The 24,445-nt window shown below is 68.9% G+C and carries 17 protein-coding genes and 3 rRNA genes; 5 read left to right on the plus strand and 15 right to left on the minus strand.

Annotation, left to right across the window (positions count from 1 at the left end):
• Positions 1–27 precede the first annotated feature (27 nt).
• From ACYP53_RS35645 to ACYP53_RS35700, 12 genes are all read right to left on the minus strand, one after another.
• Positions 28–672: a MerR family transcriptional regulator gene (locus ACYP53_RS35645; protein WP_189926856.1), complete on the minus strand. Its 645-nt coding sequence runs from the start codon at positions 670–672 to the stop codon at positions 28–30.
• A gap of 236 nt (positions 673–908) precedes the next feature.
• Positions 909–1,385, minus strand: a complete 477-nt coding sequence (locus ACYP53_RS35650; protein ID WP_030062493.1) for a bifunctional nuclease family protein — start codon at positions 1,383–1,385, stop codon at positions 909–911.
• A gap of 97 nt (positions 1,386–1,482) precedes the next feature.
• Complete coding sequence (gene ftsR / locus ACYP53_RS35655; RefSeq protein WP_189926860.1) at positions 1,483–2,178, minus strand: transcriptional regulator FtsR; 696 nt, start codon at positions 2,176–2,178, stop codon at positions 1,483–1,485.
• Between the two features lie 179 nt (positions 2,179–2,357).
• Positions 2,358–3,239 carry an FHA domain-containing protein gene (locus ACYP53_RS35660; RefSeq protein ID WP_189926854.1) on the minus strand — a complete coding sequence of 294 codons (882 nt, stop codon included), beginning with the start codon at positions 3,237–3,239 and terminating at the stop codon, positions 2,358–2,360.
• 226 nt (positions 3,240–3,465) lie between these two features.
• Entirely contained in the window at positions 3,466–4,368 is a 903-nt protein-coding gene (locus tag ACYP53_RS35665; RefSeq protein WP_373313970.1) for a DUF881 domain-containing protein, read from the minus strand.
• Positions 4,369–4,651: 283 nt separating this feature from the next.
• Complete coding sequence (locus tag ACYP53_RS35670; RefSeq protein WP_030062488.1) at positions 4,652–4,984, minus strand: small basic family protein; 333 nt, start codon at positions 4,982–4,984, stop codon at positions 4,652–4,654.
• On the minus strand, positions 4,981–6,072 hold the full coding sequence (locus tag ACYP53_RS35675) for a DUF881 domain-containing protein (protein WP_373313969.1): 1,092 nt from the start codon (positions 6,070–6,072) through the stop codon (positions 4,981–4,983). The genes ACYP53_RS35670 and ACYP53_RS35675 overlap by 4 nt, the downstream gene beginning before the upstream one ends.
• Positions 6,073–6,249: 177 nt before the next feature.
• Positions 6,250–8,745: a mannose-1-phosphate guanyltransferase gene (locus tag ACYP53_RS35680; protein ID WP_189926852.1), complete on the minus strand. Its 2,496-nt coding sequence runs from the start codon at positions 8,743–8,745 to the stop codon at positions 6,250–6,252.
• A gap of 123 nt (positions 8,746–8,868) precedes the next feature.
• On the minus strand, positions 8,869–9,489 hold the full coding sequence (gene pgsA, locus ACYP53_RS35685; RefSeq protein ID WP_459650497.1) for a CDP-diacylglycerol--glycerol-3-phosphate 3-phosphatidyltransferase: 621 nt from the start codon (positions 9,487–9,489) through the stop codon (positions 8,869–8,871).
• 97 nt (positions 9,490–9,586) lie between these two features.
• Positions 9,587–9,703 (minus strand): 5S ribosomal RNA (gene rrf / locus ACYP53_RS35690).
• Between the two features lie 82 nt (positions 9,704–9,785).
• Positions 9,786–12,900: ribosomal RNA gene (locus ACYP53_RS35695) — 23S ribosomal RNA — on the minus strand.
• Between the two features lie 277 nt (positions 12,901–13,177).
• A 16S ribosomal RNA gene (locus ACYP53_RS35700) occupies positions 13,178–14,701 on the minus strand.
• The 16S, 23S and 5S rRNA genes sit together here, the layout of an rRNA operon.
• A 657-nt stretch (positions 14,702–15,358) precedes the next feature.
• Here ACYP53_RS35700 and ACYP53_RS35705 point away from each other — a divergent pair.
• Positions 15,359–15,808 (plus strand): PTS sugar transporter subunit IIA, encoded by a 450-nt coding sequence (locus ACYP53_RS35705; RefSeq protein ID WP_459650498.1) that lies wholly within the window; start codon positions 15,359–15,361, stop codon positions 15,806–15,808.
• 43 nt (positions 15,809–15,851) lie between these two features.
• Complete coding sequence (ptsP, locus tag ACYP53_RS35710; protein WP_189924091.1) at positions 15,852–17,522, plus strand: phosphoenolpyruvate--protein phosphotransferase; 1,671 nt, start codon at positions 15,852–15,854, stop codon at positions 17,520–17,522.
• Positions 17,523–17,612: 90 nt separating this feature from the next.
• Here the strand turns inward: ptsP and ACYP53_RS35715 are convergent, their stop codons facing one another.
• Genes ACYP53_RS35715 through ACYP53_RS35725 form a run of 3 tightly spaced genes read right to left on the minus strand, consistent with a single transcriptional unit; the run spans position 17,613 to position 21,309 of the window.
• Positions 17,613–19,715 (minus strand): acetoacetate--CoA ligase, encoded by a 2,103-nt coding sequence (locus tag ACYP53_RS35715; RefSeq protein ID WP_459650499.1) that lies wholly within the window; start codon positions 19,713–19,715, stop codon positions 17,613–17,615.
• A gap of 45 nt (positions 19,716–19,760) precedes the next feature.
• Positions 19,761–20,309 (minus strand): NUDIX domain-containing protein, encoded by a 549-nt coding sequence (locus tag ACYP53_RS35720; protein WP_189924087.1) that lies wholly within the window; start codon positions 20,307–20,309, stop codon positions 19,761–19,763.
• A 49-nt stretch (positions 20,310–20,358) separates the two neighbouring features.
• Entirely contained in the window at positions 20,359–21,309 is a 951-nt protein-coding gene (locus ACYP53_RS35725; protein WP_459650500.1) for an NUDIX hydrolase, read from the minus strand.
• 214 nt (positions 21,310–21,523) lie between these two features.
• Here ACYP53_RS35725 and mmuM point away from each other — a divergent pair, with 214 nt between their 5' ends.
• The 3 genes from mmuM to ACYP53_RS35740 all read left to right on the plus strand — a co-directional run bounded on the left by mmuM (position 21,524) and on the right by ACYP53_RS35740 (position 24,405).
• Complete coding sequence (gene mmuM, locus ACYP53_RS35730) at positions 21,524–22,468, plus strand: homocysteine S-methyltransferase (RefSeq protein ID WP_189924083.1); 945 nt, start codon at positions 21,524–21,526, stop codon at positions 22,466–22,468.
• 148 nt (positions 22,469–22,616) lie between these two features.
• On the plus strand, positions 22,617–23,381 hold the full coding sequence (locus ACYP53_RS35735) for an IclR family transcriptional regulator (protein ID WP_459650501.1): 765 nt from the start codon (positions 22,617–22,619) through the stop codon (positions 23,379–23,381).
• A 304-nt stretch (positions 23,382–23,685) separates the two neighbouring features.
• Positions 23,686–24,405 carry an MIP/aquaporin family protein gene (locus tag ACYP53_RS35740; RefSeq protein WP_459650502.1) on the plus strand — a complete coding sequence of 240 codons (720 nt, stop codon included), beginning with the start codon at positions 23,686–23,688 and terminating at the stop codon, positions 24,403–24,405.
• Positions 24,406–24,445 lie beyond the last annotated feature (40 nt).

Below are 24,445 nucleotides of genomic sequence, written 5' to 3' on the forward strand. Positions count from 1 at the left end.
GGGCCCACGGCCTCGTCGTGTTGGTCCTCAGACCGCCCGGTTGCGGCGCTGCGCCAGTTCGTCGGCCGGGTCCTGCCCGACCAGGGTCTCGCCGGTGTCGGTGCGCTCCGCGTGCAGCCGGCCGAGCGTCAGCTCCAGCTCCCGCCAGACCGCCCCCACCGCGATGCCGAAGACCCCCTGACCGCCCTTCAGCAGGTCCACCACCTGCTGCGGCGTGGTGCACTCGTACACCGTCGCGCCGTCGCACATCAGCGTCATCCCGGCCAGGTCGCCCTGCTCGGCGGCCTGCAGATGGGCGACGGCCACCCGGATGTTCTGCAGCGAGACGCCCGCGTCGAGCAGCCGCTTCACGATCTTGAGCAGCAGCACGTCGCGGAAGCTGTAGAGCCGCTGACTGGCCGCCGGGTACGCCGTCCGGACGCTGGGCTCCAGCAGCCCGGTGCGGGCCCAGTAGTCCAGCTGGCGGTAGGTGATGCCGGCGGCCGCGCAGGCCGTCGGGCCGCGGTAGCCGATCAGTTCGGAGGTCGGGGGCAGCCGCTCGATGGCCGGCTGGCCCGGCTGTACGGCCGGGAACCTGCCCACCCGGGGCAGGTCCGTGACGCCGCGAGCGGTGCGCGGCACGTGCACGGCGCACAGGCCTCCCACGGCCGCGTCATCGCCGGTGCTGCTCATGCCTGCCTCCGTCCACTTGTGCTGCGGGCAACCCGACTGCGGGCATCGGCCACCCGGACAGCCACTCCTGACGGTAGGCAGTCCCCTATGACCCGTCAACGATCGCCACGCCGGGCCAGACAAACCACATCACTCAGGAGAGTGGTTTTTCGTGCCCCCAGTGTGGGTAGGTCGACGGTTTTTGGCAAAACGCCAAGGCTCGACGCTCGCCGCGTCGGTCAGAGAGCCGGTCCCCGCTACTGCGGGCCGCCGCCCCCGAAGTCCTCGGGCGAGACCTGGTCGAGGAACTCGCGGAACTTCTCGACCTCGTCCTCCTGCTCGTCCGGGATCGCGATGCCCGCCTCGGCGAGCACCTCCTCGCTCCCGTAGATCGGCGTGCCGGTCCGCAGCGCCAGCGCTATCGCGTCGGACGGCCGGGCGCTCACCTCGACCCCGCCGGCGAAGACCAGTTCGGCGTAGAACACGCCCTCCCGCAGATCGGTGATCCGCACCTCGGTGAGCTGCTGGCCGAGCGCCTCCAGGACGTCCTTGAAGAGGTCGTGCGTCAGCGGGCGCACCGGCGTCATGCCCTGCTGGGCGAAGGCGATCGCGGTCGCCTCGCCGGGGCCGATCCAGATCGGCAGGTAGCGATCTCCCCCGACCTCCCGCAGCAGCACGATCGGCTGGTTGGAAGGCATCTCCACCCGGACACCCACGACGTCGAGCTCATTCACACAGGCAACCCTATGGCTCCGGTCCCGGATATGAAAGCGCAGGGCCGACGCCGCTGGTCAGCGCGGTGCACCCGCCGTCCGGCGGCCGCCCGGAACGTTACCCGCGGGTCCGCAGACCGGCCTGGACCATCGCCGCGTGGAGCCGTACGGACAGCGTCGCGAGCTCCCGCGCGGTGGCCTCGGCATGGGCCCTGGTCTGCGGGTTCCGGTGCCGGCGCAGCGGCGCCACCACCTGCTCGACCAGCGTGACCTCGCGGTCCGCCGCCGCCTTCATGGCCCTCAGGTGCCGCGGCTCGAGGCCGTACCGGCCGAGCTCCGCGACCAGTCGGGCCACCTGCAGCGCCTCGCCGTCGTACCCGCCGTCCGGCCCCGGCGCGACCAGCCCGTAGGACTCCCACTCGGCGAGCTCCCGCTCCCCGGCCTCGGCCGCGGCCAGCAGCTCGGCGCGCCCCAGCCGGACCCCGGACGGGACGTCGGAGGAGGCGACCAGCTCGCGGTCCGCCTCCTCCATCGGCCCGGGCCTGGCGTCGGCCGCGGCGGGCAGCGCGGGCGGGCTCTCACCGCGCTCGATGGCGTCCAGGTGCTCGCGGATCACCCGCAACGGAAGGTAGTGGTCCCGCTGCATCCGCAGGACGTAGGCCAGCCGCTCGACGTCGGCCGGGCTGAACTTGCGGTACCCCGAGGGCGTGCGCTGCGGCTCGACCAGTCCCTCCGCCTCCAGGAAGCGGATCTTGGAGATGGTGACCTCGGGGAAGTCGTCGCGCAGGAAGGCCAGCACCGCGCCGATGCTCAGCAGTTCGTCACCGCCGCGCCGCCGCCCGGCGGTCCGCTCCGCGCGGACCGGCTGCCTGGGGCCCGCGACCACCCCGCGCCCGCCGCGGTCCGCCTGCGGACCGGACGGGGCTGGGGTGGCCGCCCCGAGAGAAGAGGAAGGGGTATTCGTATTCACTCGGGCTCCTGCCGACGTTGGTTTCAGTACCCCCGGTTGTGGCCGGCGAAGAACACCAGCCGGTACTTCCCGATCTGGACCTCGTCGCCGTTGTTCAGCGTCACCTCGTCGATCCGCTCCCGGTTGACGTAGGTGCCGTTGAGGCTGCCCACGTCCGCGACGCTGAAGCCGGCCGGGGTGCGGCGGAACTCCACGTGACGGCGCGAGACCGTGACGTCGTCCAGGAAGATGTCCCCCTGCGGGTGGCGCCCCGCCGTGGTGACGTCCGAGTCGAGCAGGAAGCGGCTGCCCGAGTTCGGGCCGCGCTGCACGATCAGCAGGGCCGAGCCCGGCGGCAGCGCGTCGATGGCGGACAGCACCTCGGCCGACAGGGCCGGCGTGGTGCCGGTGCCGGTCGTGGTGGTGGGGTCGTACGACTCCAGGCCGGAGATGGAGATGGTCGACGTGGTCTCCGCCGCCCCCTCCGGCAGCAGGCCTCCGCGCAGCGCCGTACCGCAGTTGGAGCAGAACCGGGCCGCGGCCGGGTTCTGGTTGCCGCACCTGGGGCACGGAGAGGAGCCAGCCATGTTCACAGCCTCCTGGCGCGGCACACCCGACGGGTTGTGCCCGGCGTACGGGTCCGGAGCAAACCCTCCACCAGAGGTTGAGGGTGCTGACGGGAAACCTATGCGCGGGTCGCCGGAGGGGTCAACCGACGCGCCGTAGCCCGCCGGATTCCCCGCGTACTGGGCGGCGCCGCCGTCCCGGAACATCTGCTGGCCGGCGTACGGAGCGGCCTCGGGCGCGGGTCGCATGCCCGGCACGGCGGGCTCGTCCTCGGGCCGGCGGTGCCGCGCGGTCGGCGCCTCCACGGCGGCCGCGTCACGGCCCTTGTTGCGACCGAACAACTTCGAGAAGAAACTCACGGGCGAATCCCCTTGCGTGTGACAGACCCGCCCGCGGGGCAGGGTGAGAACCTCGGACAGGCGCCGAGCCCGGTTGCGGCTCGGTCCCGCTGGAGTGGTACTCCGACAGTTGGTGCTGCGGTTGTTGCTCCGGAGCGTACCGGTGCGAACCAGTCTCGCCCACGTGACGACGGCGCCCCGCAGCGGGTGCCGCCGGCCCGTGACGGGCCGTTCGTCGGGTGCCCCGTCACTTCGAAGCCGGCTTGGCGTACTGCGGCGTCTTCGGATCCACGAGGGCGTCCACGACCACCTTCTGCTGCTGGGTGATCGTCGCCCGCGCCTGGTGACTCTCCAAAGTACGGACGACACCCCCCGGGATGTTCAGCGCGGGGGTCAGGTCCTGCGGGTTCCCCACGACGGTGAACCGATAGGGCTGCGAGGCCTTCTTCCCGTCGATCTGCACCCCGCCGCCCGACAGGTCGGTGAAGTAGGTGTTGACCACCACGCGCACATCGTTGATCTGAATCGCCTCCGCCCCCGCCGCTCGAAGTTCCTGCAGGGTGTCCAGCAGCATATCTGCCTTCACCTGCCCTTGGGGATCATCGACCGTCAGTACGATGCCCGGACCAGTGGCCTTGACGGTACCGGCGAGAACGCCGAGTTCCGTCACCTTCTTCCTGGTCTGTTCCTGGGCCTCCTTGGCCTGGTTGGAGCTGTTCTCCAACTTGGCCAGGGACTGCTCCAACTCCGCCTTCTCCTGCTGGAGACGCTGCTGACGGCTGTCCAGTTCGTCGAGGATCCGGACCAGGTCCTCCTGGCGGGCCCCGCGCAGCTGGCTGTGGTGGTCGTTGGTCGACCGCACCTGGATCGCCAGCCCCAGACCGAGCGAGAACAGCAGCAGCGCCACCACCAGCTGACCGCGCGACAACCGCGGCGGCCACAGCGCCGCCTGCAGGCGCCGCCGCCCGGCGTTGCGGTCCACGGCCGGCGGCTGCTCGACGGGAGCCGCCGCGACGGGCTCGGGTTCAGGTTCGGGCTCCGGCTCGACGGCCGGTACGGGCACGGGCTCGGGCTCGGCCTCGGACGCCGCGGCCTCGGGTGCCACTGGCTCCGGCTCCGGCTCGGACGCCGGCCGGACCGGCTTCAGCAGCCGCAGCGTGGGCTCCGGCCCCGGGCCGGCCTCGACCTCAGCCTCGACCTCGGCGTCGGCCTCAGCCTCGACGTCAGCGTCGGAATCCTGCTCGGCCGCGGCCTCCGCGACCTCCCCGGAGCCCGTCTCGGCCTCTTCGACGGCTTCCTCGGCACCCCCGGCCCCATCAGGCCCGGACTCCCCGTCAGGCTCGGGCTCGGAGGCCTGCGCGGCCTTCTCGACCGCCTCCTCGGCAGCCTTCCCCTCCGGCTCGCGCTCCTCCGCCGCCCGCTCGCGGCCCGACTCAGGCACGGAAGACATGGCGACGGATCGCGGCCGCGTTGGAGAAGATGCGGATGCCGAGGACGACGACCACGCCCGTGGACAGCTGGGAACCGACGCCCAGCTGGTCACCGAGGAAGACGATCAGTGCCGCGACCACCACGTTCGACAGGAACGAGACGATGAACACCTTGTCGTTGAAGATCCCGTCCAGCATCGCCCGGACACCGCCGAACACCGCGTCCAGCGCCGCGACCACCGCGATCGGCAGATAGGGCACAACGGCGTCCGGCACCTCGGGTTGGACGAAGAGGCCGACGACCACCCCGATCACAAGACCCAGTACGGCAATCACGGTCTGGCTGCTCCTGTCCCTGTCGTCGTCTTGGCGGATCCGGTCGACGGACGCCGTTTGGGGGTCGGACCACCGCTGGTCGCGGATGGTGAAGCGCTGGGTGAGGCCGATGGTGAGACGGACGCTCCCGGGCTCTCCGAGGTTCCGGGGCCGGTCGTCGGCGTCCCGCTCGACGTCGGGGCGGTCGTCGGCGTCGCCGTCGGCGAGGGTTCGGGCGTGACCGGCTGCGCGGTCCGCAGCGAGACGCCCACCGCCGCCGGCAGCGTCAGGCTCTTCTGCGTGGAGAGCGTCGACTTGATGCCGTACTTCTCCTGGAGCAGCCGCAGGTACTGCCCGGCCATGTCGTTCTCGAAGGCGGTGAGGAGCTTCGGCCCGTCGCCGATCGCCTGGATGTTGTAGGGCGGGACGAGCGGCCGGTTGTCCACCAGCACCGCCTCGCCCGCAGCCCGGATCGCGGAGAGCGCGGTGAGGCGCTGGCCGTTGATCGCGACCGCCTCCGCCCCGGACCCCCACAGGCCGTTCACCACGAGCTGGAGGTCGCGGTCCCGCAGCCGCCCGCTGTTGGAGAAGCCCTGTCCCGCCCGCGGGTCGACGTTGCCGCCCTGGCCCGTCCCGGCGGCGTCCTCCAGGACGAGCTTCACGCCCGGCCCGGTGACCTCGCCCAGGCCGACCGCCCCGCTCAGGCCCCCGGCGTCGGCGTCCCCCGAGGGGAGCGCCTGCTGCTGCGTGCTGTCGACCTTGCGCCGCAGCTCCTGCACCTGCTTCTGCAGCCGGTCGGCCGAGGTGTTGCTGTCGTTGATCCGGTGGATCAGCGCGTCCCGTTCCTTGGCCAGCGTCGGCTCGGCCTTGTGCGCGTTCACCGCGCCCACCGTCACCACCGCTCCGACCAGCGCCAGCCCGGCGCCCAGCGTGAGCAGTCCCCGGAGCGTGCCGGGTATCCGGCTGTCACGGGCACCGCCACGTGCCGCGGCCGCCTCCGCGTAGCCCTCGTCCAGGCTGTGGTCCATCACATTGGTCAGCAGGGACATCGAGGCGTCCGGGCGGTTGTACCGCCCGTTCGGGGCACTCGGCGTCGGCGTCGCTGGCATGGAGACCATCGTCCCATGGCTTCGAGGGGGCCCGTGCACGGCCCCTGAGCTGCACACACGCTGCACACATGGCGGAAGAGACGGACCGTTCCGAATGAGGTGAAAACGGACAGCAGGGCGCACGAACGATGCCGTGCGCCCCGCCGTTCGGGCTACTCCGTCCTCAGGGCCCGGCCGTCACCGACCGGCGCCGTCGACCACCGCCGCCCACTCGTCCAGCAGCGCCTCGGTGGCCTCGTCGTCCGGCCCCTCCGCCCACAGGTGGGTGACCGCCTCGGCCGGGTCGGGCAGCACCAGCGTCCACCGCCCGTCCGCCTCGACCACCCGGACGCCGTCGGTGGTGTCCAGCCGCCGGCTGCCGGCCGCCTCCACCACCGAGCGCATCACCATGCCCTTGGCCGCCCACGGCGTCGCGATGTCCCGGCGCCGGATGTGCGCCTGCGGGATCCGCGCGTCGATCTGGCTCAGCGTGAGCTGGGTCCGCGCCACCAGGCCGACCAGCCGGACGAAGGCCGCGGCCCCGTCCAGCACCCCGCTGAACTCGGGCACCACGAAGCCGCCGCGCCCGTCCCCGCCGAACACCGTGCCCTCGGCGGAGGCCGCCTTCGCGAGGTCGTCCGGCGTCGTCGTGGTCCAGATGACCTGGGTGCCGTGGTACGCCGCGACCTGCTCGGCGATCCTGGTCGTGGTCACCGGCAGCGCCACCTGACCGCTGCGCCGCTCGGCCGCCACCAGGTCCAGCAGCACCAGCAGCGCACGGTCGTCGTCGATCACCCGGCCCAGCTCGTCCACGAAGGCGACGCGCTCGCCGACCGGGTCGAAGCGGACGCCGAAGGCCGCCCGCGAGGAGGCCACCAGCTCGCCCAGCCTGGCCAGCCCGGCCCGCCGGGTCTCCGCGTCCTCGGTCGGCCTCGCCTCGTCGAGCCCGCTGGAGACGGTCAGCGCCTCCACCCCGAGCCGGCCGAGGATGCTCGGCAGGACGAGGCCCGCGCTGCCGTGCGCGGTGTCCACCACCACCTTCAGCCCGGCCTCCCGGACCCCGGTGGTGTCCACCGTCCGCAGCAGGTTGCCGGCGTAGGAGTCGAAGACGCTGGACGGGAAGGTCAGGTCCCCGATCTCGCCGGGGAAGGCCCGCCGGTACTCCTGGCGCGCGTAGACGCGGTCGAGCTTGCGCTGCCCGGCCTGCGAGAGGTCCGCACCGCGCTCGTCGAAGAAGAGGATGTCCAGCGAGTCCGGCACCCCCGGCGTGGTCCGCAGGAAGATCCCGCCCGCACTCCCCCGCGCCGTGTGCTGCCGGGCCACCGGCATCGGCACGTTCTCCAGGTCGCGGACGTCGATCGCCGAGGTCTGCAGCCCCGAGATCATCGCCCGTTTGAGCGCACGCGCACCACGCGAGTGGTCACGCGCGATGGTGACGGTGGCGCCCTTCTTCAACGTCGTCGCGTAGGCCCCGGCCAGCCGGACGGCGAGCTCCGGAGTGATCTCGACGTTCAGGATCCCCGAGACGCCGCGGACGCCGAAGAGGTGCTCCTGCCCGCGCGACTCCCAGATCACCGAGGTGTTGACGACGGCGCCGGCCTCGATGGTCTTGAACGGGTACACCCGGACGTTCGCCCCGATGATCGACTCCTCGCCGACCAGGCACTCGTCCCCGATCACCGCGCCGTCCTCGATCCGCGCGGCCCGCATCACATCGGTGTTCTTGCCGATCACGCAGCCGCGCAGATTGCTCTGCGGCCCGATGTACACGTTGTCGTGCACCACCGCCTTGTGCAGGAACGCGCCGCGCTTGACGACCACGTTGCTGCCCAGCACGGTGTGCTCGCGGATCTCCACGCCGGCCTCGACCTTGGCGTAGTCCCCGATGTACAGCGGCCCGCGGAGCACCGCCTCCGGGTCCACCTCGGCCCCCTCGGCGACCCAGACGCCCGGCGAGATCTCGAACCCGTCCAGCTCGACCTCGACCTTGCCCTCCAGGACGTCCGCCTGGGCCTTGCCGTAGCTCTCGTGGGTGCCCACGTCCTCCCAGTAGCCCTCGGCAACGTACCCGTAGACCCGCTTGCCCTCCTTCAACAGCTGCGGGAAGACGTCGCTCGACCAGTCGACGGACTCACCCGCCGCGACGTAGTCGAAGACCTCGGGCTCCATCACGTAGATACCGGTGTTCACCGTGTCGGAGAAGACCTGCCCCCAGGTCGGTTTCTCCAGGAAGCGCTCGACCCTCCCGTCGTCGTCCGTGATGGTGATACCGAACTCCAACGGATTCGGCACCCTGGTGAGACAGACGGTGACCAGAGCGTTCTTGCTCCGGTGAAAGTCGATCAGTTCGGAGAGGTTGAAGTCGGTCAGCGCGTCACCGGAGATCACCAGAAAGGAGTCGTCCTTGAGCGCGTCCTCGGCGTTCTTGACACTCCCCGCCGTGCCCAGAGGTGTCTCCTCGTGGGCATAGGTCAGATGCATGCCCAGCTCTTCGCCGTCACCGAAGTAGTTCTTGACCAGTGACGCCAGGAACTGGACCGTGACGACGGTGTCGGAGAGGCCGTGCCGCTTCAGCAGCCGTAGCACGTGCTCCATGATCGGCATATTGGCGACCGGAAGCAGCGGTTTCGGCATGCTGGAGGTCATCGGGCGGAGTCGAGTACCTTCGCCCCCTGCCATTACAACGGCTTTCATTACGGGTGCGTCCTCCTTCGCGGTGTGGACCAGCAGGTCCATCAAACCGTTCCAGAGGGATCTCTACCCGGAAGGCATCGTCCGACGCACCGACGGGGCGTGGGGCTTCTCTCAGATCACGTCTCAGACTGTGGACGCCCGGCCCGCCGCGGCGCCCTTGACGATCTGCCGCGCCTGCACCGCGTAGAGAATGGCCGCCCACCAGTAGAGCACCGTCCCCCACCAGATGAAGGCCCAGCTCACCACCTCGGCTGGCCGCGCGATCCAGCTGTCCACGCTGCCGAGCAGCAGGAGCGGAAACGCGTACATCAGGTTGAAGGTCGCGGCCTTCCCCAGGAAACTCACCTGCAGCGGCCCGTAACCGTGCTTGTTCAGAATGGGCAGCAGCGCGGCGATGAACACCTCCCGGGCCAGCAGAATCGCCGTCAGCCACCACGGCAGAATCCCACGCCAGGTCAATCCGACCAGCGTGGACAGCACATAGAGCCGGTCCGCCAGCGGATCCAGCAGCTGACCCACCCGGCTGATCTGCCCCCACCGCCTGGCCAGCTTTCCGTCCAGGTAGTCACTGATTCCGCTGAGCATCAGGATCAGCAGCGCCCAGAGGTCATTGTTCGGCCCGTCGAAGACCGGCCACAGAATGAGCCAGAGGAAGAGCGGAACGCCGACCAGCCGGCCCATGCTCAGCAGGTTGGGGATGGTGAGGACGCGATCGGTCTGGACCCGCGTCTCCTGGACCTCCACCCGGGGGCCTCCTGTCCGTGTGACGACAATGCACATTGACCCTACAACAGAGAAGCCCCCGTCCGGTTCACCCGGCGGGGGCTTCTCTAGAAGAATTGTTCGGCGGTGTCCTACTCTCCCACAGGGTCCCCCCTGCAGTACCATCGGCGCTGTGAGGCTTAGCTTCCGGGTTCGGAATGTAACCGGGCGTTTCCCTCACGCTATGACCACCGAAACACTATGAAACTGTCAACCGACACCCGACCAAGAATCGGATGGGTCGTTGTTTCAGAACAACACAGTGGACGCGAGCAACTGAGGACAAGCCCTCGGCCTATTAGTACCGGTCAACTCCACCCCTTACAGGGCTTCCATATCCGGCCTATCAACCCAGTCGTCTACTGGGAGCCTTACCCTCTCAAGGAGGTGGGAGTGCTCATCTCGAAGCAGGCTTCCCGCTTAGATGCTTTCAGCGGTTATCCCTCCCGAACGTAGCCAACCAGCCATGCCCTTGGCAGGACAACTGGCACACCAGAGGTTCGTCCGTCCCGGTCCTCTCGTACTAGGGACAGCCCTTCTCAACACTCCTACGCGCACAGCGGATAGGGACCGAACTGTCTCACGACGTTCTAAACCCAGCTCGCGTACCGCTTTAATGGGCGAACAGCCCAACCCTTGGGACCTACTCCAGCCCCAGGATGCGACGAGCCGACATCGAGGTGCCAAACCATCCCGTCGATATGGACTCTTGGGGAAGATCAGCCTGTTATCCCCGGGGTACCTTTTATCCGTTGAGCGACGGCGCTTCCACAAGCCACCGCCGGATCACTAGTCCCTACTTTCGTACCTGCTCGACCCGTCAGTCTCACAGTCAAGCTCCCTTGTGCACTTACACTCAACACCTGATTGCCAACCAGGCTGAGGGAACCTTTGGGCGCCTCCGTTACCCTTTAGGAGGCAACCGCCCCAGTTAAACTACCCACCAGACACTGTCCCTGATCCGGATCACGGACCCAGGTTAGACATCCAGCACGACCAGAGTGGTATTTCAACGGCGACTCCACAACAACTGGCGTTGCTGCTTCAAAGTCTCCCACCTATCCTACACAAGCCGAACCGAACACCAATATCAAGCTATAGTAAAGGTCCCGGGGTCTTTCCGTCCTGCTGCGCGAAACGAGCATCTTTACTCGTAATGCAATTTCACCGGGCCTATGGTTGAGACAGTCGAGAAGTCGTTACGCCATTCGTGCAGGTCGGAACTTACCCGACAAGGAATTTCGCTACCTTAGGATGGTTATAGTTACCACCGCCGTTTACTGGCGCTTAAGTTCTCAGCTTCGCCCCACCGAAATGGAGCTAACCGGTCCCCTTAACGTTCCAGCACCGGGCAGGCGTCAGTCCGTATACATCGCCTTACGGCTTCGCACGGACCTGTGTTTTTAGTAAACAGTCGCTTCTCGCTGGTCTCTGCGGCCACCCCCAGCTCAAGGTGCAAGACCCATCACCAGGAATGGCCCCCCTTCTCCCGAAGTTACGGGGGCATTTTGCCGAGTTCCTTAACCATAGTTCACCCGAACGCCTCGGTATTCTCTACCTGACCACCTGAGTCGGTTTGGGGTACGGGCCGCCATGAAACTCGCTAGAGGCTTTTCTCGACAGCATAGGATCATCCACTTCACCACAATCGGCTCGGCATCAGGTCTCAGCCTTAATGAGTGACGGATTTGCCTATCACTCGGCCTACACCCTTACCCCGGGACTACCACCGCCCGGGCTGGACTACCTTCCTGCGTCACCCCATCGCTCACCTACTACCCTGTTGGGTCACCGGCTCCACCACTTCCCTTTGCCCGAAGGCTCCAGGACGGCTTCACGGGCTTAGCATCAAGAGGTTCAGCGTTGGCGCTTCAAAGCGGGTACGGGAATATCAACCCGTTGTCCATCGACTACGCCTGTCGGCCTCGCCTTAGGTCCCGACTTACCCTGGGCAGATCAGCTTGACCCAGGAACCCTTGGTCAATCGGCGCAAGAGTTTCCCACTCTTGTATCGCTACTCATGCCTGCATTCTCACTCGTATACCGTCCACGACTGGTTTCCACCGCCGCTTCACCCGGCACACGACGCTCCCCTACCCATCACAGCAGGCGTTGGCCCTATATGCTGCAATGACACGACTTCGGTGATGTGCTTGAGCCCCGCTACATTGTCGGCGCGGAATCACTTGACCAGTGAGCTATTACGCACTCTTTCAAGGGTGGCTGCTTCTAAGCCAACCTCCTGGTTGTCTCTGCGACTCCACATCCTTTCCCACTTAGCACACGCTTAGGGACCTTAGTCGGTGTTCTGGGCTGTTTCCCTCTCGACCATGGAGCTTATCCCCCACAGTCTCACTGCCACGCTCTCACTTACCGGCATTCGGAGTTTGGCTAAGGTCAGTAACCCGGTAAGGCCCATCGCCTATCCAGTGCTCTACCTCCGGCAAGAAACACGTGACGCTGCACCTAAATGCATTTCGGGGAGAACCAGCTATCACGGAGTTTGATTGGCCTTTCACCCCTAACCACAGGTCATCCCCCAGGTTTTCAACCCTGGTGGGTTCGGTCCTCCACACGGTCTTACCCGCGCTTCAACCTGCCCATGGCTAGATCACTCCGCTTCGGGTCTTGGGCATGCAACTGGGTCGCCCTATTCGGACTCGCTTTCGCTACGGCTACCCCACACGGGTTAACCTCGCTACACACCGCAAACTCGCAGGCTCATTCTTCAAAAGGCACGCAGTCACGGCCCACCAGCAAGCTGATGAACGACGCTCCCACGGCTTGTAGGCACACGGTTTCAGGTACTATTTCACTCCGCTCCCGCGGTACTTTTCACCATTCCCTCACGGTACTATCCGCTATCGGTCACTAGGGAATATTTAGGCTTAGCGGGTGGTCCCGCCAGATTCACACGGGATTTCTCGGGCCCCGTGCTACTTGGGAGTTCTTCAAGAGCCGTACAGATTTCGTCTACGGGGGTCTTACCCTCTACGCCGGACCTTTCGCATGTCCTTCGACTACCCATACGGTTTCTGACTCGCCGACCGCCGGCAGACGATGAAGCTCATCCCACGACCCCGCATTGGCAACCCCTGCCGGGTCTCACACCAAACGGTTTAGCCTCATCCAGTTTCGCTCGCCACTACTCCCGGAATCACGGTTGTTTTCTCTTCCTGCGGGTACTGAGATGTTTCACTTCCCCGCGTTCCCTCCACACTGCCTATGTGTTCAGCAGCGGGTGACAGCCCATGACGACTGCCGGGTTTCCCCATTCGGACACCCCCGGATCAAAGCTCGGTTGACAGCTCCCCGGGGCCTATCGCGGCCTCCCACGTCCTTCATCGGTTCCTAGTGCCAAGGCATCCACCGTGCGCCCTTAAAAACTTGGCCACAGATGCTCGCGTCCACTGTGCAGTTCTCAAACAACGACCAGTCACACACCCTCAATGATCCGAAGACCACCTCGAGTGAGGCCGGCACTGAGACAACGGAAACCCGTTCCCTCAGGACCCAACAACGTGCCCGACACGATCCCGGCAACCAGATCCGCGTTCCACGCCCGAAGGCAGTACTAGCGCTGGTGTTCCAGACCGTGCCGAATAGTCAACGTTCCACCCATGAGCGACCGTGCAGAACATTCGCCTGCAAGCGGCCATGTGCTCCTTAGAAAGGAGGTGATCCAGCCGCACCTTCCGGTACGGCTACCTTGTTACGACTTCGTCCCAATCGCTGGTCCCACCTTCGACGGCTCCTCCCCTTACGGGTTAGGCCACCGGCTTCGGGTGTTACCGACTTTCGTGACGTGACGGGCGGTGTGTACAAGGCCCGGGAACGTATTCACCGCAGCATGCTGATCTGCGATTACTAGCAACTCCAACTTCATGGGGTCGAGTTGCAGACCCCAATCCGAACTGAGGCCGGCTTTTTGGGATTCGCTCCGCCTCGCGGCATCGCAGCCCTTTGTACCGACCATTGTAGCACGTGTGCAGCCCAAGACATAAGGGGCATGATGATTTGACGTCGTCCCCACCTTCCTCCGAGTTGACCCCGGCAGTCTCCTGTGAGTCCCCATCACCCCGAAAGGCATGCTGGCAACACAGAACAAGGGTTGCGCTCGTTGCGGGACTTAACCCAACATCTCACGACACGAGCTGACGACAACCATGCACCACCTGTATACCGACCACAAGGGGGCACCCATCTCTGGATGTTTCCGGCATATGTCAAGCCTTGGTAAGGTTCTTCGCGTTGCGTCGAATTAAGCCACATGCTCCGCTGCTTGTGCGGGCCCCCGTCAATTCCTTTGAGTTTTAGCCTTGCGGCCGTACTCCCCAGGCGGGGAACTTAATGCGTTAGCTGCGGCACCGACGACGTGGAATGTCGCCAACACCTAGTTCCCAACGTTTACGGCGTGGACTACCAGGGTATCTAATCCTGTTCGCTCCCCACGCTTTCGCTCCTCAGCGTCAGTAATGGCCCAGAGATCCGCCTTCGCCACCGGTGTTCCTCCTGATATCTGCGCATTTCACCGCTACACCAGGAATTCCGATCTCCCCTACCACACTCTAGCCTGCCCGTATCGAATGCAGACCCGGGGTTAAGCCCCGGGCTTTCACATCCGACGCGACAGGCCGCCTACGAGCTCTTTACGCCCAATAATTCCGGACAACGCTCGCACCCTACGTATTACCGCGGCTGCTGGCACGTAGTTAGCCGGTGCTTCTTCTGCAGGTACCGTCACTTGCGCTTCTTCCCTGCTGAAAGAGGTTTACAACCCGAAGGCCGTCATCCCTCACGCGGCGTCGCTGCATCAGGCTTTCGCCCATTGTGCAATATTCCCCACTGCTGCCTCCCGTAGGAGTCTGGGCCGTGTCTCAGTCCCAGTGTGGCCGGTCGCCCTCTCAGGCCGGCTACCCGTCGTCGCCTTGGTAGGCCATTACCCCACCAACAAGCTGATAGGCCGCGGGCTCATCCTGCACCGCCGGAGCTTTACACCAACCCCCATGCGGAGGAAGGTCATATCCGGTATTAGACCCCGTTTCCAGGGCTTGTCCCAGAGTGCAGGGCAGATTGCCCACGTGTTACTCACCCGTTCGCCACTGATCCACCCCGAAGGGCTTCACCGTTCGACTTGCATGTGTTAAGCACGCCGCCAGCGTTCGTCCTGAGCCAGGATCAAACTCTCCGTGAATGTATACCCGTAATCGGGTCGACACCCGCGTTGAGCGGCACGGCAACCACCGGAATAGGGTGGCCCCGCGCACTGCGTCCTCGCTAGTGTTTTACTTCAAAAGGAATCTCCAACCCCGATCAAGTGATCGAGGCCGGGGATGTCAACATATCTGGCGTTGACTTTTGGCACGCTGTTGAGTTCTCAAGGAACGGACGCTTCCTTCGGACTGCCTTCCAGCAGGCCCTCCGGGCTTCGTTCTTTCGTGTTTCCAGCTTACCAGATGTTTTCCGCTCCGTTTACCGGAGCTTTTCGCATCTGAAATCTGGTGTTAACCGCCAAGTTGTGGCGACTCGACCAACCATAGCGGGTCGCCGACCGGAGTGCGAATCGGGGCGCGCCCGGTGTCACCCGGTCGGCGGCATGATTTGTTGCTCTCGCGAGCATATACAGCAATGGTCCCGATTCGCCAAGATGCCTGTAGAGTGCGGCGCATCGGGCCGAGAGGACTAGACCAGTCGCGGGCCGGTGGGGACGCCGGCCGGCAGGTGGGCGCGGGCGGGGGGTTCGCCCGGGAATGTCGACAGATGTCCTTAGTTGACATGATTTAGGCTTCAGCTGATCGTCGTGCCGCTCCTCGCGGCCGCTCGCTGTACTGCGCTCTTGGGAGGCACAACCATGACCACTGTGACGTCGCCGCTGACCGGCAAGGTCGTCGGGCTCGCCGGCGTGCCGGACCCGGTGTTCTCCGGCGCGATGGTGGGCCCCGGCACCGCGATCGACCCGGTCCGTCGGCCCACCGAGGCGGTCGCTCCGGTGGACGGCGTCGTCGTCTCCATGCACCCGCACGCCTTCGTGGTCGTGGACGACGAGGGCCACGGTGTGCTGACCCACCTCGGGATCGACACCGTCCAGCTCAACGGCGAGGGCTTCGAGCTGCTCGTCAACAAGGGCGACACGGTGACCCGCGGCCAGGCCGTCATCAAGTGGGACCCGGCCGCCGTCGAGGCCGCCGGCAAGTCGCCGATCTCGCCGATCGTCGCGCTCGAGGCCGCCCCGGACTCGCTCGGCGCCCTGCGGGAGGACGGCGAGGCCGTCTCCGGCGAGCCGCTGTTCAGCTGGAGCTGACCCCTCTCTATCCCCCACACACAGACTCAGCGGAGACAGGTACATGGAGAAGACACTGCACGGCGTGGGTGTCAGCCACGGGGTCGCGATCGGCCAGGTCCGTCACATGGGGACGGCGGTGCTGGAGCCCCCGGCCACCCAGATCCCGACCGAGGACGCCCCGCGGGAGCAGGCGCGCGCCCAGGCCGCCGTGGAGGCGGTCGCCGCCGACCTGATCGCGCGCGGCAACCTCGCGGGTGGCGAGGCGCAGGCCGTTCTGGAGGCCCAGGCGCTGATGGCGCAGGACCCGGAGCTGATGGCCGACGTGTCCCGCCGGATCGCCGTCGGCAGCAGTGCCGAACGCGGTGTCTACGACGCCTTCGCGGCCTTCCGTGCCCTGCTGGCCTCCGCCGGGGAGTACCTGGCCGGGCGGGTCGCCGACCTGGACGACGTGCGGAACCGCATCGTGGCCCGGCTGCTCGGGGTGCCGATGCCGGGGGTGCCGGACAGCGACGAGCCGTACGTGCTGTTCGCCCGTGACCTGGCGCCGGCCGACACCGCGCTGCTCGACCCGACGCTGGTGCTCGGCTTCGTGACCGAGGAGGGCGGGCCGACCAGCCACAGCGCCATCCTGGCGCGGGCGCTGGGCGTGCCGGCCGTCGTGGCGCTGCCCGGGGCGACCGACGTGGCCGAGGGCACTGTCGTCGCCGTGGACGGCAGTTCGGGCGACGTGCTGCTGGAGCCCTCGCAGGAGAAGCAGGACGAGCTGCGGGCGGTCGCCGCCGAGCGCAAGGCCGCGCTGGCTGCCTCCTCCGGCCCGGGGCAGACCTCTGACGGGCACCGCGTCCCGCTGCTGGCGAATGTGGGCGGCCCGGCGGACGTGCCGGCCGCGCTGGAGAACGGCGCCGAGGGCGTCGGCCTGTTCCGCACCGAGTTCCTGTTCCTGGACGACTCGGCGAAGGCTCCGAGCGAGGAGAAGCAGGTCGAGGCGTACCGCAAGGTGCTGGAGGCGTTCCCGGAGGGCCGGGTCGTCGTCCGGGTGCTCGACGCGGGCGCGGACAAGCCGCTGGACTTCCTGACCCCGGCCGACGAGCCGAACCCGGCGCTGGGCGTGCGCGGTCTGCGCACCCTGCTGGAGCACCCCGAGGTGCTGCGCACCCAGCTGCGGGCGCTGGCCACGGCCGCCGCGGGACTGCCGGTGCACCTCGAGGTGATGGCCCCGATGGTGGCCGACCGCAAGGACGCCAAGGACTTCGCGACCGCCTGCCGGGAGGCCGGGCTGGACGCCAAGTTCGGTGCGATGGTGGAGATCCCCTCGGCCGCGCTGCGGGCCAGGTCGATCCTGCAGGAGGTCGAGTTCCTGTCGCTGGGGACCAACGACCTCGCCCAGTACGCGTTCGCGGCGGACCGCCAGGTCGGTGCGCTGGCGCGGCTGCAGGACCCGTGGCAGCCGGCGCTGCTGGACCTGATCGCCGCGGCGGCCGACGCCGCGCGGGTGGCCGGCAAGAGCTGCGGCGTCTGCGGCGAGGCCGCGTCCGACCCGCTGCTGGCCGTGGTGCTGACCGGTCTGGGCGTCACCAGCCTGTCGATGGGCTCCGCGTCGATCCCGTACGTGCGGTCCACCCTGGCCAAGTACACGCTGGCGCAGTGCCGCCGGGCGGCCGAGGCGGCCCGGGCCGCGGACAGCGCCGAGGAGGCGCGCGTCGCGGCGCAGCAGGTGCTGTCCGGCGAGTAGGGACGGCACGAGTAGGGACACCGGCGGGAACCGGAAGGGGCGCCCCCACCATCGCGGTGGGGGCGCCCCTTCCGTGTCGTACCGGGCCGGTCAGGCCTGGCGGTCGACCCGCAGCTGCTCGAAGAAGCGCAGGTACTCGATGTTGTCGACGGAGCCGGGGTTGACGGCCTGCTCCAGCGGGGTGCCGGAGAGGATGCGCTTGACCGGGACCTCGATCCGCTTGCCGGTGAGGGTGTGCGGCAGGCCGCGGACGACGACGACCTCGTCGGGGACGTGGCGCGGGGAGAGCTCGGTGCGCAGCGAGGTGCGGATGCGGCCGATGAGCCCGTCGTTCAGCTCGGCGCCGGGGGCGAGGACGACGAACAGCGGCATCCAGTAGCCGCCGTCGGGCTCCTCCAGGCCGATGACCAGGGACTCGGAGATTTCGGGGAGGCGCTCGACCACCTCGTAGATGTCCGAGGAGCCCATCCGGACGCCCTGGCGGTTGAGGGTGGAGTCGGAGCGGCCGTGGATGACGACGGTGCCCCGGGAGGTGACGGTGATCCAGTCGCCGTGGCGCCAGATGCCGGGGTACATGTCGAAGTAGCTGTCGTGGTACCGGGTGCCCTCGGGGTCGTTCCAGAAGCCGGTGGGCATGGACGGGATGGGCTTGGTGACGACGAGCTCACCGACGGCGTCGGTGAGCGGCTTGCCCTGGACGTCCCAGGACTCGACGGCGGCGCCGAGGCAGGGGGCCTGGATCTCGCCCAGGTACACCGGGAGGGTGGGGACGCCGCCGACGAAGCAGGAGCAGACGTCGGTGCCGCCGCTGACGGAGGCGAGCCAGACGTCCGACTTGACCTCGTCGTAGATCCAGCGGAAGCCGTCCGGCGGCAGCGGCGAGCCGGTGGTGCCGATGCAGCGCACGGCGGAGAGGTCGAGGTCCCGGCCGGGGTGGAGCTCGGCCTTGCGGCTGGCGATCACGTAGGCGGCGGAGGTGCCGAGGACGGTGGCGCCGGTGCGGGCGGCGACCGACCAGAGGGCGCCGGTGTCGGGGTGGCCGGGGCTGCCGTCGTAGGTGACGATCGTGGCCCCGACGAGGAGGCCGGCCAGCAGGAAGTTCCACATCATCCAGCCGGTGGAGGTGTACCAGAGGAAGCGGTCCTGCGGGCCGAGGTCGAGGTGGAGGCCGGCCTGCTTCAGGTGTTCGAGCAGGATGCCGCCCTGGCTCTGGACGATGGCCTTGGGCAGACCGGTGGTGCCGGAGGAGTAGAGGACCCAGAGCGGGTGGTCGAAGGGGACCGGCTCGAAGACCGGCTCGACCTCGTCGGCGACCAGGTCGTCCCAGTCGAGGGCGCCTTCCGGGGCCGGGCCACCGAGCAGTGGGACGTGGACGACGGTGCGCAGGCTGGGCAGCTCGCGCCGCAGCTCGGCGACGACCTCGGTGCGGTCGTGGTCCTTGCCGCCGTAGTGGTAGCCGTCGATGGCGAAGAGGACGGCCGGTTCGATCTGCTGGAGGCGGTCGAGGACGCTGCGGGCGCCGAAGTCGGGGGCGCAGCTGGTCCAGACCGCTCCGACGGCGGCGGTGGCGAGGAGGGCGACGGCGGCCTGCGGGACGTTCGGCAGGTAGGCGCTGACCCGGTCGCCGGGGCCGATGCCCCGGGCGCGGAGCGCGGCGGCCAGCGAGCCGACCTGGCGGCGCAGCTCGGCCCAGGTGAGGACGACGGGCTGCTCGGTGGTCTCGTCCAGGTGGAGGATGGCCGGGCGGTCGGCGTTGGCGGGGTCGTCGGCGGCGCGCAGGGCGTGCTCGGCGTAGTTGAGGCGGGCGCCGGGGAACCAGCGGGCGCCGGGCATCGCCGGGTCGGCGAGGACGGCGTCGGGGGCCTCGGTGAAGCGGACGTCGAACCACTGGGTGACGGCGGTCCAGAACCGGTCGAGGTCGTCGGTGGACCAGGCGTGCAGGTCGGCGTAGCGCTGGGCGGCCTGCTGGTCGTCGGCGGCCGGGGCGAGCGGGGCGGCCGGGGCGCCGTGGTGCTCGGCGGCCCAGGCCTGGAAGGCCACCAGGCTGGTGGCGGCGGCGCGAGCGGGGTTGGGGCGCCAGAGCGGCTGGTCCTGGGATGGGGTGCTCACGGTGGTGGTCTCCCGGCCGGTGGTGGGGACGGGAGAGCTTGTGGCAGGCCCGTCCGGTTGGGCTGTCGGTGCAGACCATGCCATGTGCGCGGCCGTCGCGCCAGGGTCCGCCGGCGAGTGGTCCGCTGGTCAGCGGGGGGTGAACTCTCCGCCGAACCAGCGGCGCAGGACGCTGTTGTGGAAGTCCCAGACGAGTGCGGTGTCGGTGTCGGCGAGGAACCAGCCGTCGGTCTCGTCGGTGGGGCGCGAGGGCGGGAGCGCGGCGAGCGGGCGGGCGGGCAGCAGGCCGCAGAGGAACACGAACCGGCCGTTGGGGTCGGAGGCGGTGTGGATCAGGGTGACCTCGGCGGCGTCGGCCGTGATGCCGGTCTCCTCGTGCAGTTCGCGGACGCAGGCCTGCTGCCAGCTCTCGCCGTAGTCCATGTAGCCGCCGGGGAAGGCGAGTTCGCCGTAGCCGGGCTCGATGGTGCGGCGGATGACGACCAGGGCGGGGTCGGCGTCGGGCCGGGTGACGGGGAGGACGGTGACCGCGACGGGCAGCGGGTTGCGGTAGCTGATCTCGGCGCAGCCGGGGCAGGTGCGGGGCCAGGCCCGGGTGTCGGGCGGGTAGGGCGTGCCGCAGAAGTGGCAGTGCGAGAACGGCCGGTGGGTGGTCTGGGTCGCTTCGTCGGTGGTCATGGCCGGATGGTAGCCCGGTGGGCCGGCGGTGGACCCGGGGGTCCGGCGATCAGTGCTGTTCGCCCTGCGGGCCGTCGACCGGTCGGCCTTCGCCCGGCCGGCCCTCGCCCGGCTGGTCCTCGCCCGGCCGGTCCTCACGGGTGGGGCGGAGCAGGGCGGGGTGCAGGAGGGAGGCGTCGCCGGCGTGGTAGGTGCGGGCGCGGGGGCCGCCGCGGGCTCCGGCGCGCTGGGTGGTGGTGCCGGTGCTCTCGACGAAGCCGGGGACGGAGAGGACCTTGCGGTGGAAGTTGCCCGGGTGGAGCTTCTCGTCCCAGACGGCCTCGTAGACGGCGCGCAGATCGGGGATGGTGAAGTCGTGGGGCAGGAAGGCGGTGGCCAGCGGGCTGTACTCCAGCTTGGCGCGCACCCGGTCGAGCCCGTCGGCGAGGATCCGGGCGTGGTCGAAGGCCAGGGCGAGCGGAGTGGGGCCGGTGCGCCCGTCGACGCCACCCCCGTGGGTGTCGGCGGGCGCACCGGCGGCTCGGGACCGGCCGCGGGGCCGGAGGTCCAGGTCGCGGACGGGGTGCCAGGCGGCGGCCGCGGCGTCCGTCCCGGCCTGGGGGTCGGGGAGGTCCGGTGCGAAGGCGAGGTAGGCGACGGAGACGACGTGCATCCGCGGGTCCCGCTCGGGGGCCCCGTAGGTGCCGAGCTGCTCCAGGTGGAGTCGGCAGAGCGTGGCCTCGGCCGCGCCCTGGAGGCCCGTCTCCTCCGCGAGTTCGCGGGCGGCGGCCTCGTCCAGGCCCTCCTCGCCGGCCCGCAGGAAGCCGCCGGGCAGTGCCCAGCAGCCCTGGTAGGGCGGGGCGCCGCGCTCGACGAGCAGCACGTGCAGGCTGCCCTGGCGCAGGGTCAGGGCGACCACGTCGACCGTGACGGCGATCGGGGCGTAGGCGCGCGGGTCGTACGCGGCGAGCCATTCCCGCTCGGCCGCGGGCCCGGTGCCGGGCTGGTCGTCCGCCGCCATCGCCGGTCCTTCCGCGCTCACTCGTGTCTCGTCTTGTTCTTCTTGATTGTCCGGCTTGCCGTCTCGGGCTGTCAGCTGTTGTCAGGTGCTGTCGTTCTCGTCCTGAGCACAACGTAGGCGATCGCGTTCCTGAGCGGCAAATGCTTTTCCCGGTCGGCGGAGGCCTCCTCCTTCTAGGCTGTGACCAGCACCGACCGCACCAGAGGAGGCCGCCATGCCCACTGCTCCCCCGCCGGACTTCGCCGCGGCGCTGGCCGCCGGTCCGCTGGTGCTGGACGGCGGGATGTCGAACCAGTTGGCGGCGGCGGGGCACGACCTGTCGGACGAGCTGTGGTCGGCCCGGCTGCTGGCCGACGACCCGGAGGCGGTGGTGGCGGTGCACCGGGCGTACTTCGAGGCCGGCGCGGACGTCGCCATCACGGCGAGCTACCAGGCGAGCTTCGAGGGCTTCGCCCGGCGCGGCATCGGCCGGGCGCAGGCCGCGCGGCTGCTGGCGAGCAGCGTGGAGCTGGCCCGGGAGGCGGCGTGGGCCGAGCCGGGCGGGCGGCGGCGCTGGGTGGCCGCGTCGGTGGGCCCGTACGGGGCGGTGCTGGCGGACGGTTCGGAGTACCGGGGCCGGTACGGGCTGAGCGTCGGGGAGCTGGTGGCCTTCCACCGGCCGCGGCTGGAGGTGCTCGCGGCGGCCCGGCCGGACGTGCTGGCGCTGGAGACGGTGCCGGACGCGGACGAGGCGCGGGCGCTGCTGGAGCTGGTGCGCGGGCTGGGGGTGCCGGCCTGGCTGTCGTACAGCGTCGAGGGCGACCGGACCCGGGCCGGGCAGCCGCTGGCGGAGGCGTTCGCGCTCGCCGCGGAGGTGGACGAGGTGCTGGCGGTGGGCGTCAACTGCTGCACTCCGCAGGACGCGGACCGGGCGGTGGCGGTGGCCGCCGAGGTGACCGGGAAGCCGGTGGTGGTCTACCCGAACAGCGGGGAGCACTGGGACGCCGAGCGCCGGGGCTGGCGCGGGGAGCCGACCTTCCGCTCGGCCCGGGTGGGCGGCTGGCTCGCGGCCGGGGCCCGGCTGGTGGGCGGCTGCTGCCGGGTCGGGCCGGACGGGATCGCGGCGCTCGCGGCGGAGGTGGCGGTCCGCCGGGTGCCGTCGAACGGCGCGGTGGGTTAGGGAGCGTGCGCCCGGCCGGGGCGGGCTCCGGCGCCCGGCCGGGGGCGGGTAACCGAGGGGGAAGGTGCACGGAGTCTGTGTGGCCTGGCAGACTCGTCCCGTCACCACTGCGGTCGACAATGTCGACCGCCTGTCAGCGGAGGTATCCATGCCCGGCCCGATCCAGTCGCTTTCCCGGGCCGCCGCGATCATGCGCCTGCTGGCCGGCGGTGAGCGCCGCCTCGGCCTGTCCGAGGTCTCGACGGCGCTGGGCCTGGCCAAGGGCACCGCGCACGGCATCCTGCGCACGCTGCAGCAGGAGGGGTTCGTCGAGCAGGATCCGGAGAGCGGCAAGTACCAGCTGGGCGCGGAGCTGCTGCGGCTGGGACAGAGCTACCTGGACGTGCACGAGCTGCGGGCGCGGGCCCTGGTGTGGGCGGACGACCTGGCCCGGGCGGCCGGGGAGACGGTCTACCTGGGGGTGCTGCACCAGCAGGGCGTGCTGATCGTGCACCACGTGTTCCGGCCGGACGACACCCGGCAAGTGCTGGAGGTCGGCTCGATGCAGCCGCTGCACAGCACCGCCCTCGGCAAGGTGCTGGTGGCCTACGACCCGGTCGCGCGCGGGGAGTTGGGCGACGGGCCGTACGAGTCGTACACCGTGCGCACGCTCACCGAGGCGGTCGACGTGGACGCCGAGTGCGCGCTGATCCGCGAGCGCGGCTGGTCGGACTCGATCGAGGAGACCTGGGAGGGCGTGGCCTCGATCGGCGCGCTGATCCAGGACCGGCGGCGCAACCCGGTCGGTTCGGTGTGCATCAGCGGGCCGGTGGAGCGGGTCTGCGAGGACGGCTTCGTGAAGCCCTCGCTGGTGGCCTCGGTGCGCAGCGCGGCGCGGGCGATCTCCCGTGACCTGGGTGCCGGGCGGTTCTGAGAACAGCGGTCATTTCGTCACGCTGAGGCGCGGACAGGCGGGGAGCCTGTCCGCGCCTTGGCGTTTTGTCCTGTTTCGGAGCGCTCCGCTCGGTAACTTCGGAGGACCTGCCGAGGCGAGGGTCACAGCTGCGTAACCCTGCCTTGACGCGGGGGCGACCTGGGGAGGAAGCTTCCGCATGACGGTCGACATTGTCGAACGCTGGCCGGGGAGATCAGTCCCCCAGTGCGCTCACCCGCACCGCGATCGACCGGCCGCCCGCCCCCACCCGCACCTCCGGGCCATATGGACAAGGGAGTCTTTTGTGTCCGCGTTCTCCAACGGCGACGTTTTCGTCGGCGAAACCCTCGGCACCGCCGCGCTGATACTCCTCGGCGGTGGCGTCTGCGCCGCCGTGACCCTCAAGAAGTCGAAGGCCGTCAACGCCGGCTGGCTGGCGATCACCTTCGGCTGGGGTTTCGCGGTCCTCATCGCCGCCTACATGTCGGCTCCGAAGTCCGGCGCGCACCTCAACCCGGCAGTCACCCTCGCCCTGGCGGTCAAGAGCGGCGACTGGAGCCAGGTGCCGCTCTACCTCGGCTCGCAGCTGCTCGGCGCGATCATCGGCGCCGTGCTGGTCTGGGCGACCTACCTCGGCCAGTTCAACGCCAACGAGGAGCCCACCCTCGGCATCTTCTCGACCGGGCCCGAGATCCGGAACCGGTTCCAGAACGTCCTCACCGAGGTCATCGGCACCTTCGTGCTCTGCTTCGCGATCCTGACCATCGGCACCAACACCGGCCTCTCGCAGACCGGCACCGGCACCCTGATGGTGGCCTTCACCGTCGTCGGCATCGGCCTCTCGCTGGGCGGCCCGACCGGCTACGCGATCAACCCGGCCCGTGACCTCGGCCCGCGCATCGCGCACGCCCTGCTGCCGATCCCGAACAAGGGCGGCTCCGACTGGTCGTACGCCTGGATCCCGGTCGTCGGCCCGGTCCTCGGCGGCCTCGCGGCCGGCGGCGTCTACAACGCCCTCTTCTAAGCCGGGTTCGCACCCACCGAGCACGGGGACTGACCGGACG

This window comes from Kitasatospora sp. Ki12 (assembly GCF_054601375.1).